Raw genomic sequence first — 14,969 nt, forward strand, 5'->3', positions numbered from 1 at the left:
CAATTCATGCGCTGATGCTGCAGGGCACGCTGAGAAAACCGCGGAAGCGCACCCGGCCGCCGCGCACCGGCGCGCCGTCGAGTGCGTAGTTCGGGAAGCGCGCCAGGAAGCGCGAGATCGCGATGGCGCCTTCGAGGCGCGCCAGCGCCATGCCGGCGCATTGATGCGCGCCGGTCCCGAAGGCGAGGTGGCGGTTCGGCGTGCGTGCGACGTCGAAGCCTTCCGGGTTGGGGAATTGCGCGGGGTCGCGGTTGGCGGCGCCGATGCACAGCGTGACCAGCGTGCCGGGGGGCATCGTGATGCCGCCGAGCTCGGCCTCCTCCACGATCATCCGGTTGCCGAGCTGGTTCGAGCTCTCGTAGCGCAGCATCTCCTCGACAGCGGTCTTGATCAGGTCGGGCTGCGCGATCAGCCGCTGCTTCTCTTCGGGATGTTGGGTGAGCGTCACCAGCCCGTTGCCGATCAGGTTGGTCGTGGTCTCGTGGCCGGCGTTGAGCAGGAAGATGCAGTTGTGCAGCAATTCCTTCGCGGTCAGCCGCTCGCCATTGTCCTCACCCTGGATCAACCGAGTCAGCACATCGCGTTCGGGATTGCCCGGCTTGGCGCGGCGCCTTTCGACCAGGGTTTCGAGATAGGCGAGGAAATCCTTCACCGCATCGTTGCCGCGGTCGAATGCGTCCTTTGCGATCACGGGCTCCAGCGCGCCCAGGATCGCCAGCGACCAGTCGCGCAGCGGCTCGCGCTCGTCGTGCGGCACGTCGAGCAGATTGCCGATCACCTCGACCGGGATTGCGGAGGCGAAGTCGCCGATCAGCTCGAAGCGGTCTTTCGCGGCGATCCGGTCGAGCAGGCTGTCGACCAGCGCGATCAGGTCCGGCTCCATGCCGGCAATCGCCCGCGGCGACAACGCGCCCATGATCAGCCGCCGCACGCGGGTGTGCGCCGGCGGGTCGTTGAAGACGAGGCTGGTCGTGTGGTGCTCGTAGAGCAGCGAGTTGCCGTATTTCGGCAAGAACTCCTTCTTCTTGTCGGAGGAGAAGGTCTTGGTGTTCTTGTAGGCGGCGATGAGGTCGTCGTAGCGGGTGAGAAAATAGCAGCCGTTCGGCAGCCGCTTGACCGGCGCGTACTCGCGCAGCGCGCGATAGGTCGGGTAGGGGTTCGCATAGAAGTCAGGCGTCAGCTTTTCCAGGTCGAAGCCGTCAGCCAGCTCTCGCGCGTGCCCGTTCATGGCGGATATCCAACCCACATTAGTTTCATTTGCAACTATCGTAAGCCGCAGGCGGTGGCCGCGCAACAGAATTTGCATACTGGGAATGGCGCGGCGCGCGCCGCGCGATGCGAGTAAATCGCAGAGCCATATGCGGTTTTGCACTTTGATGAAGCGCGCGCGCCCCTCTACAGTCGCGGCTAAATAATAGGGACCGGAAACGCCGATGCATGCCCGAGCCGACACCGCGGCCTCCTGGCCCGAGGAGATCTTTTCGATCTTGCAACGCTTCGAGGTGCGTCAGGTGCCCTACGTGCCGGACGCCGGGCATTCAGAGCTGATCGAGCGCGTGCTGGGATCGTCCTCGATGCGCGGCATTGCGCTGACCACCGAGGAGGAAGGCGTAGCGCTGCTCGCGGGCGCCTGGGCCGGCGGCCAGCGCGGCGTGCTGCTGATGCAGTCGAGCGGGGTCGGCAATTGCATCAACATGCTGTCGCTGGTGCAGATATTCCGCTTGCCGTTCCTCACGCTGGTGACGATGCGCGGCGAATGGGGCGAGTTCAATCCCTGGCAGGTGCCGATGGGCTCGAACACCCAAGGCATTCTCGAATTGGCGGGGATCAAGGTGCTTCGCGCCGCGCGTCCTGATGAAGTCCGCGAAGTCGTCGAAGCCGGTGCCGCGCAAGCCTATAACGCCTGCACGCCAACCGCAGTGCTGCTGTCGCAGCGCCTGATCGGGGCAAAGGTCTTCACCAAATGAGCAAAGCCAATCTCCTCGACCGCCGCGCCGTGGTTTCCGAACTGCTGAGGGATCGCAAGGGCGCCTTCGCCATCGGCGGCCTCGGTGCCTCCACGTATGACATCGCCGCGGCCGGCGACCACGACCGCAACTTCTATCTCTGGGGCGGCATGGGCGGCGCGGTGATGATCGGGCTCGGTCTCGCGCTGGCCCAGCCGACGCTGCCGGTCGTCGTGATCACCGGTGACGGCGAGATGCTGATGGGGATGGGGAGCTTGGCGACAGTCGCGCTGCAGCAGCCGAAAAACCTCTCGATCATCGTGCTCGACAACGAGGCTTATGGGGAGACCGGCGGCCAGGCCAGCCATACCGGCGGGCCCGCCGATCTCGTGGGTGTTGCCAAAGCCTGCGGAATCGGGGATAGCCGGGCGATCAGCACGATGGCTGAGGTCGAGGCTTTTGCGTCGTCTTTGCAAGATGTTACGGCGGGACCGCGGTTCGCCAGCGCGAAGATCGATGGGGCCAATCTGGAACGCGTGCTGTCCAGCCGCGACGGCACCTACATCGTCAACCGCATCAGAGGGTCGATCGGACACACTCCGATATAAAGTGACTTTCGCGGTGCAATAGAACCTTGACTTTTGGTAAAGTGAGTGATTACTCACGACCCAAATGTCTACCTTACGCATGACGAGTGACTTGCGGCGTCAGTTGATCCTGAGCGCCGCAAAGCGGTGTTTCGCCCGCAACGGCTTTGCCGGCACCACGACAAAGAGCGTGGCGGCCGCGGCTGCCATTTCGGAAGGGCTGCTGTTCAAGCACTTCCCGTCGAAGGCGGCGCTCTACGCCGAAATCCTTGCCGAAGAGTGCGAGGCGGATCCCGATCTCGCGCATCTGCTCGGCCAGGAGCCCTCCACCGCGACGCTGATCGAACTGGTGCAGGGCATGGTCGGCCATTTCATGCAGCTGCGCGACGCGCCGGATCAGGAAGAGGCGCAACGGATGCGGCTGATGGTGACGAGCCATCTCGACGACGGCGAGTTTGCGCGCTTGCTCTACGACAAGGTCGGCAAGCTGATCGGTCCGACTTTCGCCGCTTCACTCGAGAGCGCGATCGCCGCCGGCGAAGCGACGCGGATCGGCGACGAGCCGCTCAACCTGTTCTGGTTTGCGCACCATACCGTGCTTATGGGCGCGCTGACGCAGCTGCCTGCGACACCTTGTCTCCCCTATGGGGATGCCGCCACGGCCGAGCGGCAGCTTTGCCAGTTCATTCTTCGCGGCATTGGACTTACCGAAGCCGCAATTTCAACTCATTTGGGCCGCCAGCCGTCGCCGAGCGCAGGACCGTCGGTAACTGCAGAAAGTGCATGACATGAATATCCAGACCGAAAGCCACATCTCGGGGCAACCGCTCAAGGAAAAGCAAGCCAAGCGCCCCGTCCGCTTGGTGCGTTGGTTTATCATCGTAGGCCTGTTGCTGGCCCTGCTGGTCGGCGCGCTGGTCGGCTTCAACGCCTTCCGCAGCCACATGATCGCGCAGTTCTTCGCCAACAATAAGCCGCCGCCGTCGAACGTCTCGATCGCCGAGGCGAAGACCGAGGTGATTCCGAATCTGCTGACCGCCGTTGGCGATCTCGTCGCCGTGCACCAGGTCAATGTCACGACCGACGTGCCGGGCCGCATCACCGAGATCCTGTTCACCGCCGGCAGCCATGTGAAGGCGGGCACGCCGCTGGTGCAGTTGTTCGACGCACCGGAGCAGGGCGACCTCGCCAGTTTCAAGGCGCAGGCGACCGTGGGCGAGCAGCAGCTCGACCGCGCCAAGCAGCTCGCGTCGCGCCAGTTCGGGCCGCAGTCCACCGTCGATACGGCGCAGGCGACCTACGACCAGGCACCAAGGCGGGCATCGCCAAGACCGAAGCGCTGATCTCCCAGAAGCTGGTGCGTGCGCCGTTCGAAGGCGATCTCGGCGTTCGCCAGGTCGAAGTCGGCCAGTATCTGACGGCCGGCACGCAGATCGTGTCGCTGACGGATTTGTCGGTGCTGTACGCCAACCTGACCGTGACCGAGAAGCAGAGCTCGCAGATCAAGGTCGGCCAGGCCGTGCGGGTCGCGGTCGACGCCTATCCGGGCCGCACCTTCGAGGGCAAGATCACCACCATCGAGCCGCAGATCGCGACCGAGACCCGCAACATCCGGGTGCAGGCGACGATCCAGAATCCGGAAAGCATCCTCAAGCCCGGCATGTTCGCGACCACCACGATCGTGCTGCCCGAGAAGCCGCCGGTCGTGACCATTCCCGAAACCGCCGTCGACTACACGCTGTACGGCGACTCGGTGTTCCTGATCACCGAGAAGAAGGGTGAGGACGGCAAGACCAGCCTGACCGCGGACCGCACCTTCGTGAAGACGGGCAACCGTGTCGAAGGCCGCGTCCAAATCCTCAAGGGCCTGAAGGCCGGGGACAGGGTCGTGGCCGTCGGCCAGATCAAGCTGCAATCGGGCATGGCTGTTGCGATCTCGAACGATCCGCAGCCGCCGGTTCCGGCCGAGCCGCCGCGCTACTAATCCCGATCATGAAACCCGGAGGGCCGATTGGCCCTCCGCCACATGTTGCCGCAACCGGCAGACAACACGAATCGAGTTGGCGATGGCCTTCACTGATATTTTCATCAAGCGCCCAGTGCTGTCGGTCGTGGTCAGCCTGCTGATCCTGTTGATCGGCTTGCGCGCGGCGATGGTGCTGCCGATCCGGCAATATCCGAATCTGTCGAATACCGTCGTGACGATCACGACGTCATATCCCGGCGCGTCGCCCGAGCTGATCAACGGCTTCATCACCACGCCGATCGAGCAGGCCGTCGCTTCGGCGGAAGGCGTCGACTACATGACGTCGAACTCGGTGCTCGGCACCTCGACGATCCAGGTCTACGTCAAGCTCAATCACGATCCGAACCAGGCGCTGACCGAAGTGCTCGCCAAGGTCAATTCGGTCAAATATCTGATCCCGAAGGAAGCCTTCGATCCGGTCGTGAGCAAGGCGACCGGCGACACCATCGCCGTGATGTATCTCGGCTTCTCCAGCGAAGAGCTGACCGGATCGGCGATCTCGGACTATCTGACCCGCGTCGTGCAGCCGGTGCTCTCGACGGTCGACGGCGTCGCTTCGGCCGACATTTTGGGCGGACAAACCTTTGCGATGCGTGTCTGGCTCGATCCGAACCGGATGGCCGGACGCGGCGTGTCGCCCAACGACGTTGCGGCTGCGATCGCCGCCAACAACTTCCAGGCGGCCGCCGGCCAGACCAAGGGCTTCTTCATCGTCTCGAACGTCTCGGCCAATACCGACCTTCAGAACATCGATCAGTTCAAGCGAATGATCGTGAAGGCGAAGGATGGCGGCTTTGTGCGCATCGAGGACATCGCGACGGTGGAGCTCGCGGCGCAGAGCACGGATGCCAGCGTCGCCTTCAACGGCGAGCATGCGATCTTCATCGGCATCAAGGCGACGCCGCAAGGCAACCCGCTGACCCTGGTGAAGGGCGTCCGCGCGCTGTTCCCCGACCTCGAGCGCAACCTGCCGCCATCGATGAAGATGAAGGTGGCCTACGACTCCACCAAGTTCATCCAATCGTCGATCGACGAGGTCGAGAAGACGCTGACTGAAGCGGTGTTGATCGTCGTCGTCGTCATCTTCCTGTTCCTGGCGTCGCTCCGCTCGGTGATCATCCCCGTCGTTACCATTCCGCTGTCGCTGATCGGCGTCTGCATCCTGATGCTGGCCGCGGGCTTCAGCTTCAACCTGCTGACGCTGCTGGCGATGGTGCTGGCGATCGGCCTCGTGGTCGACGACGCCATCGTGGTGGTGGAGAACATCCATCGACATCTCGAGGAGGGCCTGCCACCGGTGCAGGCATCGCTGAAAGGTGCGCGCGAGATCGTGGGCCCGGTCGTCTCGATGACGATCACGCTGGCGGCGGTGTACGCGCCGATCGGCTTCCTCGGCGGCGTCACCGGCACGCTGTTCCGCGAATTCGCCTTCACGCTGGCAGGTTCGGTGATCGTGTCGGGTGTGATCGCGCTGACGCTGTCGCCGATGATGTGCTCGGTGTTCCTCAAGAGCGCGGAAGAGGGGCGTTTCGCCAGGCTGGTCAATCGCGTGTTCGGCGCGTTGACGCGCGCCTATGGCCGCCAGCTCGACCGTTCGCTTGACTACCGCCCGATCACGGCCCTGTTCGCCGTGACCATCCTCGGTCTGGTCGGCTTCCTCTACATGCATATCCAGAAGGAGCTGGCGCCGCAGGAAGACCAGGGCATCGTGTTCGCGGTGACCAAGGCGCCGAAATACGCCAACATCGACTACATCGATTTCTACGGCGACAAGATGGACAAGGAGTTCAAGAAGTTCCCGGAGACCGACCTGCGGTTCATCCTGAACGGCATCACCGGTCCGCAGGGCGGCTTCGCCGGCATGCTGCTCAAGCCGTGGGATGAGCGCAAGCGCTCGGCCCAGACGCTGCAGCCGCTGGTGCAGGCCGAGCTGTCGAAGATCGAGGGCGTCAGCGCATTCGCGTTCAGCCTGCCGCCGTTGCCCGGCGGACCCGGCGGTCTGCCGGTGCAGATGGTGATCTCTTCGACGGCCGGATTCCAGCAGGTGTTCGACCAGATGAGCAAGCTGAAGGATGCTGCGCGCAAGAGCGGCCTGTTCATCGTCACCGACAGTGACCTCGACTTCAACCAGCCGGTGGTCCGGGTGAAGGTCGATCGCTCCAAGGCGAGCGACCTCGGCATCACCATGCAGTCGATCGGTGGCGCGCTGGCGACGCTGCTGGGCGGCAACTACGTCAACCGCTTCAACCTCGAAGGACGCTCCTATCAGGTGATCCCGCAGGTGCCGCGCGCCAGCCGGCTCGCACCGGAATCGTTCGACAACTACTACGTCCCGACCACGACCGGGCAGCTGGTGCGGCTGTCGACCGTGGTTACGGTCGAGACCGGCGTCGATCCGAACGCGCTGACCCACTACAACCAGCTCAACTCGTCGACCTTCCAGGCCGTGCCGATGCCCGGCGTTTCGATGGGGCAGGCGGTGGAGTTCCTGCAAGGTGAAGCCAAGAAGCTGCCGTCCGGCTTCAGCTACGACTTCCTGGCCGACTCCCGGCAGTACGTCCACGAAGGCAACCAGCTGCTGGTCACCTTCGCGTTCGCCATCATCATCATCTTCCTGGTGCTGGCGGCGCAGTTCGAGAGCCTGCGCGATCCGTTCGTGATCATGATCAGCGTGCCGATGGCGATCGTCGGCGCCTTGATCCCGCTGTTCTTCGGCGTCGCCACCATGAACATCTACACCCAGGTCGGCCTGCTGACGCTGGTCGGACTGATCACCAAGCATGGCATCCTGATGGTGGAGTTCGCCAACGAGCTGCAGCTCAAGGAGGGACTGGACCGCCGTTCGGCGATCGAGATGTCGGCCCGGATTCGTCTGCGTCCGATCCTGATGACGACGGCGGCCATGGTCACCGGCCTGCTGCCGCTGCTCACCGCCTCGGGCGCCGGCGCTGCCAGCCGCTTCTCGATCGGGCTTGTCGTCGTCGCCGGCATGACGATCGGCACGCTGTTCACCCTGTTCGTGCTGCCGGCCGTCTACATGACGATTGCGACTGATCACCAGGCTGCGGCCCGGTCCGAGCGTGCCAAGCAGATCGCCGACTACGAACTCGACGGCCGCGAGGGCGCACTGAAACCGACCTGAGCCCTCCAAGCTCATGCTCGCGGGAAAGGCGGCACTGGCGAAAGCCACTGCCGCCTTTTCTTTGTCTCGTGATAGCCTTCACTGATGGATGGGCAGAAGACCCTTTGGTTTGACGCGTTTTCTTCACGCGAACCGGGAGACCCAATTCGCTCGAAAGCGCTATGCTCCTCACAAGATCTGGAGGAAACAGGCATGGCGAGCGAATTCGCGGCGGGCAATTACCGGTTCATTCCGGCCGTGTTCCAATATTCAAGCGGTGCGCAGGCGAACGCCGGCTATGAGATCGAGCGGGTGCGCTTCGATCGCCTGGTGCCGCTTGCGGAAGGTTTTGCGCGCATTGCGGCCTACATCAAGGACGCCGGCCGGCCGCTGACCTCGTTCTGCGCCTGCGAACTGCGTTCGCCGGCCGCCTTTACCGAGGACGGCTTCCGCGCCTTCAACCAGCACTATGTCAAGACGCTCGCCGAATGGGGCCTGTTCGACGGCACCATCAATCCGGTGGCGCGCAGCAATGTTTGTCCCGAGATCGATCCGCCGGCCGAGCCGTCGTTTTACGCGTTCTCGTTCACGCAGCCGAGCACGAGCACGTCGCCGTCCTTCGTGATCGCGGGCGGCGCCGAAGCCCGCAGTGGCACTGCCAGCTAGACCCCGACCGCATCGTTTGCTACCGCGATCTCAGCCCCGGCGCATGGCGGGAGAAGGTCCGCTTCACCACCGGCGAGATGGAGCGCCGTCTTGCGGAGTTCAGCTTCGGCTGGCAGGAGACGACGGCAGTGCAGGCCTACACCGTGCACGACATCCATCCCGTGATATCAGACGAGCTGGTCCGCCGCGGCGCCACGCGCTCCGGCCTGACCTGGCACTTCTGCCGCCCGCCGGTCGTCGATCTCGAATACGAGATGGATTGCAGGAGGGTGCCAAGGGAAGTGGTGATTTAGATCGAGAGATGCGGTCTGTGAGACCCGTCATCCTGAGGAGCCGCGAAGCGGCGTCTCGAAGGATGCACGGCCACAGTCGGGCCGTCATGCTTCGAGACGGCCGCCGCGCGGCCTCCTCAGCATGACGGTGAGATATTCACCGCGCCTTCGGATCGAGCGCGTCGCGCAGGCCGTCGCCGACCAGGTTGAACGACAGCACGACCAGGAGAGATCGCAAGCCCCGGCCAGATCGCCATCCATGGCGCGCTGGTCAGGAAGCGCTGCGCGGCGTTGAGCATGCTGCCCCAGGACGGTGCCGGCGGCTGCTGGCCGAGGCCGAGGAAGGACAGCGCGGCCTCGGCGATGATCGCGGCGGCGATCGACAGCGTGGCCTGCACCAAGAGCGCCGGCAGGATATTCGGCAGGATGTGGACCAGCGCGATGCGCCAGCGCGGATTGCCCATGGCGCGCGCCGCCTCGACATAGTCCTCGACCTTGACGCTCATCACCTGGCCGCGGGTCAGGCGGATGAAGATCGGGGTCGCCGAGACGCCGATCGCGATCATCGCATTGCCGAGGCTCGGCCCGAGAAAGGCAGCGAGCGCGATCGCCAGGATCAGGAACGGGCAGGCCAGCATCGCATCGGTGATGCGGCTGATCAGTGCGTCGATGAAGCCGCCGCGATAGCCGGCGAGCAGTCCGAGCGGCACGCCGATCGCAAGCGCGATGCTGACCGAGATGACGCCGGCAAGCAGCGAGGCGCGGGCGCCGAACACGACGCGGGCGAGCACGTCGCGGCCGAGCTCATCGGTGCCGAACCAGTGCTGCATCGACGGCGCCTTGCGGACCAGCGACCAGCTCGTCGCGATCGGATCATAGGGCACGATCAGCGGCGCGAAGACGGCGAGCAGAACAAAGAGCGCGATCACGGCGAGCCCGAGCACGGCACCCTTGCGCCGGATCAGCCGCCGCCCGGCGCGCCGGGCCGGGCTCTCCAGTGTCTCGGCGGCGGCAAGCGAAGCTGATGTGCTGAGCACGGCGTCGGTCATCCAGTCAGCCTCTCAGCCGCGGATTGACGAGGATGTAGGCGATGTCGGCGATCAGGTTGAGCGTGATGTAGATCGTCGCCGTGGTCAGCACCACGCCCTGCACGACCGCATAGTCGCGGTTGAACACGGCATCGACGATCAGCTTGCCGAAGCCCGGGATCGAGAAGATCTGCTCGGTGAGGGACTGCGCCCGACAGCAGCGTGCCAAGCTCGAGCGCGCCGAGCGTGATGATCGGCGTCAGCGCGTTGCGCATCGCATGCTTGAGGATCACCGTACGCTCGGACAGGCCCTTGGCGCGCGCGGTGCGGACATAGTCGCTCTCGAGCACCTGCAGCATGGCGCTTCGTGTATGCCGCATCAGGACCGCGGCGATTGCATTGCCGAGCACGAAGGCGGGCATGACGGATGCGGCGAGGCTGGCGCGCCAGTTTTCGCTGAGCGGCACGTAGCCGGAGGCCGGCAGCCAGCCAAGTTCGACGGAGAACAGGAAGATCAGCATGATGCCGAGCCAGAAATTCGGCGTCGAGATACCCCACAGCGCGAACAGATTGGCGCCGTAATCCCAGGCGGTACCTTTCTTCACCGCCGAAATGATGCCAGCGGGAATGCCGATCAGGAAGGCGACCACGATCGCCATGCCGGCGATTTGCATGGTAACCGGCAGCTTCTGCGCGATCAGGCTCGACACCGGCATCTTGTTGCGCAGGGACTCGCCGAAGTCGCCCATCAGCACGCCCTTGACCCAATAGGCATATTGCACCGGGATCGCTCGATCCAGGTGATACTGCTGGCGGATCTGTTCGATGACGGCCGGATCGCGTTCCTCGCCGGCCATCACGAGTGCCGGATCGCCGGGCAGCAGGTGTTGCAGCGAGAAGATCAGGAGCGAGACGAAGAACAGCGTCGGGATCAGCTGAACCAGCCGCTTGGCGAGGAAGTTCAGCATTGGCGGCCCCGCGTGCCCTGCGCTGTGGCGATCATTTCAATTTCAGCCCGACCACGCGCACCAATCCATCCGGCATCTGCCGGTAACCCTCGACCTTGGTGGTGTGCGCGATCAGGAGTGTGCGGTGATAGATGTAGATGATGGGCTCGTCATTGAGCACGATCTTGGTCATCTTCTCGTAGATCGCCTTGCGCTGGACAGGATCGTTGATCAGCCGCGCATCTTCCATCAGCTTGTCAGCTTCCGCGTTGGAATAGCCGCCGTCGTTCTGCGGCGCCTTGGTGTGCAGGAAGACATAGGAATTGCCGTCAGGATCGATCCGGCCGCTCCAGTTGATCTGAAACACCTGAAATTCGCCGGCCTGGGCCTGCTTGAAGGTCGTCGCAAATTCGACCACGCGGATCTTGATGTCGAAGCCGGCTTCGGCCGCCATCGACTGCACGACCTGGGCCACGGCCTCGTTCTCGGCCCCTTTGGGGACCATGTAGTCGATGGCGACGGGCAGCGTGACACCGGCCTCCTTCAGCAGCGCCTTGGCCTTGGCAAGGTCGCGTCCCCGAACCGGAAACGCCTTCTGATAGTAAGGATGCGTCGGGCTGACCCACTGATTGCCCGGCGTGAACTCGCCGTTGAAGACGACCTGGTTGAGCGCCTCGCGGTCAATCGACAGGTCGAGCGCCTGGCGCACCTTTTCCGACTGGCTGAGCGGCCCCTTGCTCTTGTCGTTGCCGATGTTGATGGTGAGGCCGAGATAGCCGAGTTCGGGCGCGGTCGACAGCACGAGCCGCTTGTCGGCGCGGACGTCCTTGATGTCGGTGGCGAGCACGCGCTCGATCAGATCGAGCCCACCGGATTTCAGATTGGCGAGCCGCACCGTGGCGTCGACGATAGGAAGGAACACGATGCGATCGATGAAGACGTTGTCCTTGTTCCAGTAATCGGCAAATTTCTCGAACACCATGCGGTCCTGCTGCACGCGTTCGACGAACTTGTAGGGACCGGCGCAGACCGGATGCAGCCCGAATTTGTCGCCCGCCTCCTTGACCGCCTTCGGCGAGACCATCATGCCGGCGCGGTCGGTCAACTGGGCGATCAGCGGCGAGTAGGGCGTCTTGAGTACCAGTTTGATAGTCAGGGGATCGACGACGTCGACATGGTCGAGCGCGGCCAGTTCCGGTTTGCGAAACGAGGTCGGCAGCGTCAGATGGCGCTCCAGCGAGAATTTGGCGGCTTCGGCGTCGAACGGCTCACCGTCGTGGAACTTGACGCCCGGCCGCAGCCTGATCGTCATCTCCTTGCCGTCGGCCGAGTTCTCGTAGGACAGCGCGAGCTGCGGAACGATATTCAGCTTCTCGTCAATGTCGAACAGCTTGTCGCAGAAGGCCGAAAAGACGATGCGGCCGACATAGGTGCGTCCGATTGAAGGATCGAGGATGTCGGGATCCTCGGCGAGCCCGATGCGAAGTGTGGTCTCGGCACGCGCGCTCGTTCCGCACCAGGTCACGAGTGCTGCCATCAGGACCGCCAAGCGCCAAAATCTCATCGCCAACCCCTTAATCCCCTGCGCATTTGTTCCTTACGAAACAACCCCGGGCCGCCCCGAGGCTTCCGCCGTATTGAACGCCGCCACCAGCTTTTCCAGTGTCGGTGAGAACCCGCCATCGGACGGCACGATCGCCTCCGCGCCGGGCAGCTCGCCCGTTCGGTGACAGGCCGTTGCATATCCGGTGCCATCTTCGCGCAACTGCGGCACTTCGCTGCGGCAGCGCGTGATCACATAGGGGCAGCGGGTATGGAAGCGGCAGCCCGAGGGTGGATTGAGCGCGCTCGGCAGCTCGCCCTCCAGCACGATGCGGCTGCGCCTGGCACGCGGCTTCGGCACCGGGATCGCCGACAACAGCGCGCGGCTGTAGGGATGGCGCGGCGCGGCGAACAGCGCTTGCGCCTCCGCGGTCTCGACGATGGTGCCGAGATTCATCACGGCCACGCGGTCGGCGATATGTTTGACGACGGCCAGATCGTGCGAGACGAAGATGTAGGCGAGCTTCAGGCGATCCTGCAGGTCGCGCAGCAAGTTCAATATCTGCGAGCGGATCGAGACATCGAGCGCCGACACCGGCTCGTCGCAGACGATCAGCTTCGGCTCGACCGCGAGCGCACGGGCAATCGCGATGCGCTGGCGCTGGCCGCCGGAGAATTCGTGCGGATAGCGGCGGGCGAAGCGCGGCTCGAGCCCGACCAGACGCAACAGCTCCTCGACCCGCTCACGGCGTCCCGCCGCCGGGACGAGATTGTGCAGTGCCAGCGGCTCGGTCAGGATCTGGCTCACCGTCATGCGCGGGTTGAGCGAGGCGTAGGGGTCCTGGAAGATCAGCTGCGCGTCGCGGCGGAACGCGCGCAATTGCTCGGCATTGAGCGCGCCGAGGTCGCGACCTTCGAAGCGGATCCGTCCGGCGTCCGGCTCGATCAGCCGCAGCACCAGGCGGCTGACGGTTGATTTGCCGCAGCCGGATTCGCCGACCAGCGCCAGCGTCTTGCCGGCCTCGACCGTGAAGCTGACGCCGTCGACCGCCTTCACATAAGCGGTCGGCCGGCCGAACACCGAGCGTTCGGCGACGAAATGCTTCACCAGCCCTTCGACCTCGAGCAGCGCGGTCATGATACCAGCCGCTCCAAGGGCGCGCGGATGCAGCGCGAGGCGTGGGTCGCGCTCAGCAGCGCGAGTGGCGGCGGCGAGCGGGTGCAGGCATCCTCCACGAACGGGCAGCGCGCGGCAAAGCGGCATCCAACCGGCGGATTCGCCATGTTCGGCACCATGCCCTCGATGGTGGCGAGATGACTGGTGCGGCGGTCGAGCCGCGGGATCGAGCCGAGCAGGCCGACCGTGTAGGGATGCTGCGGATTGGCAAACAGCTCGTCGACGGGGGCGCGCTCGACGATCTCACCCGCATACATCACCGCGACCTCGTCGCAGACCTCGGCGACGACGCCGAGATCGTGGGTGATCAGGATGATCGCAGCCCCGCTCGCGGCCTTCAGCTCGCGCATCAGATCGAGGATCTGGGCCTGCAGCGTGACGTCGAGCGCGGTAGTCGGCTCGTCGGCGATCAAGAGCTGCGGATCGCAGGCCAGCGCCATCGCGATCATCACGCGCTGGCGCATGCCGCCGGACAGCTTGTGCGGATATTCGTCGATGCGCTTCTCGGGCGAGGGGATGTGCACGCGGCGCAGCAGCTCGATGGTGCGCTCGCGCGCCGCGCGCCGCGAGCCGCCACGGTGGCGCAAAATGGTCTCTGCGATCTGGTCGCCGATGGTGAAGCTCGGGTTGAGCGAAGTCATCGGCTCCTGGAAGATCATCGCGAGCCGATTGCCGCGCAGGTCGCGCAGCGTCGCATCCGGCACGTCGAGCAGGTCGAAGCCGTCGAAGCGGATCGCGCCGGAGACCGCGGCCGACTGCTTCGGCAACAGCCCCATGATCGCAAGCGAGGTGACGCTCTTGCCGCAGCCGGACTCGCCGACCAGGCCGAGCGTGGCGCCGTTGGCGACGGAAAGGTCCACGCTGTCGACGGCATGCGTCATGCGGCCGTCGTCGCCGTGGAAGGTGACGCGCAGGCCCTCGATCTCGATCAGCGGCCTGGCGGTCATTTGCGGCTCTTCGATGCCGCTGCGATGCCGGCGTCGATCTTGGTGCGGTCGCTGGTTCCGGCCGGGTTGTCGCGGGTCGGCATGAAGCTCCGGAACGGCACCCAGTGTTCGCGGCTGACCGCTTCCAGCCGCTCCAACTCGCGCAAGGGATCGGCGTGGTCGTCGACCCGCAGGTCGAGCAACGGCCATTGCTCGGTTCCGTGGATCAGAAGGGCCGCAGATTGCTTGCCGCGCTTGTCGCCGCCGGCCGCTTCGCCGGCGAACATCGCCTTGATCAGCCGCTCCGCGAACGGCAGCTTCTCGTTCGCGGCATAGACGCGCGCGGTCTCGTCGAGTACGGCGGGCCCGGCCAGCATGTTGCCGGCGATCGAGAAGCCGTCGCCGGCGATATGACCGAACCAGTCGATGCAATCCTTGCCCGAATGGGCAGCGATCCGGCCCTTGCTGTCCATGACATGCACCTGCCGGCTCTCGCGGCCGCCGTCACGCGCGAGCAGCGCCGCGATCGTCTCGTGCGGGCTCTTGCCGTCGCGCAGCAGCACGAGGCCGTCGATGCCGTAATAGGGATTGACCAGCGCCTGCGTCGCAATGGCGCCGATCCCCGGTGCAATGTGCGGCACGAGCGCGCCGACCGCGAAGAACCGCGTCGCGACGGCGATGCCGAGCTGGCCGGTGGCGCTGTCGCGGGCGATGATCGACCAGGTCATCCG

General features: G+C 64.8%; 9 protein-coding genes and 4 pseudogenes. 6 read left to right on the top strand and 7 right to left on the bottom strand.

The window, feature by feature from the left end:
• Positions 1-4 precede the first annotated feature (4 nt).
• Positions 5-1,228, bottom strand: coding sequence for a cytochrome P450 (locus ACVWW1_RS43670; RefSeq protein ID WP_456660155.1), 1,224 nt, complete (start codon positions 1,226-1,228; stop codon positions 5-7).
• A 205-nt stretch (positions 1,229-1,433) separates the two neighbouring features.
• Between ACVWW1_RS43670 and ACVWW1_RS43675 the strand changes: the two genes are divergently transcribed.
• The 6 genes and pseudogenes from ACVWW1_RS43675 (at position 1,434) to cnbZ (ending at position 8,639) form a co-directional block, all read left to right on the top strand.
• The gene (locus ACVWW1_RS43675; RefSeq protein ID WP_456660156.1) at positions 1,434-1,967 is read left to right on the top strand and encodes a phosphonopyruvate decarboxylase; all 534 of its coding nucleotides are present in this window, start codon (positions 1,434-1,436) and stop codon (positions 1,965-1,967) included.
• A complete protein-coding gene (locus tag ACVWW1_RS43680; protein WP_207836206.1) occupies positions 1,964-2,554 on the top strand; it encodes a thiamine pyrophosphate-dependent enzyme in 591 nt (196 codons plus the stop codon). The genes ACVWW1_RS43675 and ACVWW1_RS43680 overlap by 4 nt, the downstream gene beginning before the upstream one ends.
• Positions 2,555-2,618: 64 nt before the next feature.
• Positions 2,619-3,320, top strand: coding sequence for a TetR/AcrR family transcriptional regulator (locus ACVWW1_RS43685; RefSeq protein ID WP_456660157.1), 702 nt, complete (start codon positions 2,619-2,621; stop codon positions 3,318-3,320).
• 1 nt (position 3,321) lies between these two features.
• Positions 3,322-4,517: pseudogene (locus ACVWW1_RS43690) on the top strand (efflux RND transporter periplasmic adaptor subunit).
• Between the two features lie 82 nt (positions 4,518-4,599).
• Entirely contained in the window at positions 4,600-7,701 is a 3,102-nt protein-coding gene (locus ACVWW1_RS43695; protein ID WP_456660158.1) for a multidrug efflux RND transporter permease subunit, read from the top strand.
• Between the two features lie 192 nt (positions 7,702-7,893).
• Positions 7,894-8,639, top strand: a pseudogene (gene cnbZ / locus ACVWW1_RS43700) (2-amino-5-chloromuconate deaminase CnbZ).
• Positions 8,640-8,775: 136 nt separating this feature from the next.
• On the opposite strand, the pseudogene ACVWW1_RS43705 reads toward cnbZ, so the two are convergent.
• The 6 genes and pseudogenes from ACVWW1_RS43705 to ACVWW1_RS43730 all read right to left on the bottom strand — a co-directional run bounded on the left by ACVWW1_RS43705 (position 8,776) and on the right by ACVWW1_RS43730 (position 14,966).
• Positions 8,776-9,667, bottom strand: a pseudogene (locus ACVWW1_RS43705) (ABC transporter permease).
• A 4-nt stretch (positions 9,668-9,671) separates the two neighbouring features.
• Positions 9,672-10,614, bottom strand: a pseudogene (locus ACVWW1_RS43710) (ABC transporter permease).
• Positions 10,615-10,645: 31 nt separating this feature from the next.
• Entirely contained in the window at positions 10,646-12,157 is a 1,512-nt protein-coding gene (locus ACVWW1_RS43715; protein WP_456660159.1) for an ABC transporter substrate-binding protein, read from the bottom strand.
• Positions 12,158-12,190: 33 nt separating this feature from the next.
• Positions 12,191-13,273, bottom strand: a complete 1,083-nt coding sequence (locus tag ACVWW1_RS43720; protein ID WP_456660160.1) for an ABC transporter ATP-binding protein — start codon at positions 13,271-13,273, stop codon at positions 12,191-12,193.
• A complete protein-coding gene (locus ACVWW1_RS43725; protein ID WP_456660161.1) occupies positions 13,270-14,259 on the bottom strand; it encodes an ABC transporter ATP-binding protein in 990 nt (329 codons plus the stop codon). Before ACVWW1_RS43725 ends, ACVWW1_RS43720 begins: the two co-directional genes overlap by 4 nt.
• Complete coding sequence (locus ACVWW1_RS43730) at positions 14,256-14,966, bottom strand: DUF1028 domain-containing protein (RefSeq protein WP_207836226.1); 711 nt, start codon at positions 14,964-14,966, stop codon at positions 14,256-14,258. Before ACVWW1_RS43730 ends, ACVWW1_RS43725 begins: the two co-directional genes overlap by 4 nt.
• Positions 14,967-14,969: the final 3 nt, after the last annotated feature.

The sequence above is a fragment of the Bradyrhizobium sp. JR3.5 genome, assembly GCF_054057015.1.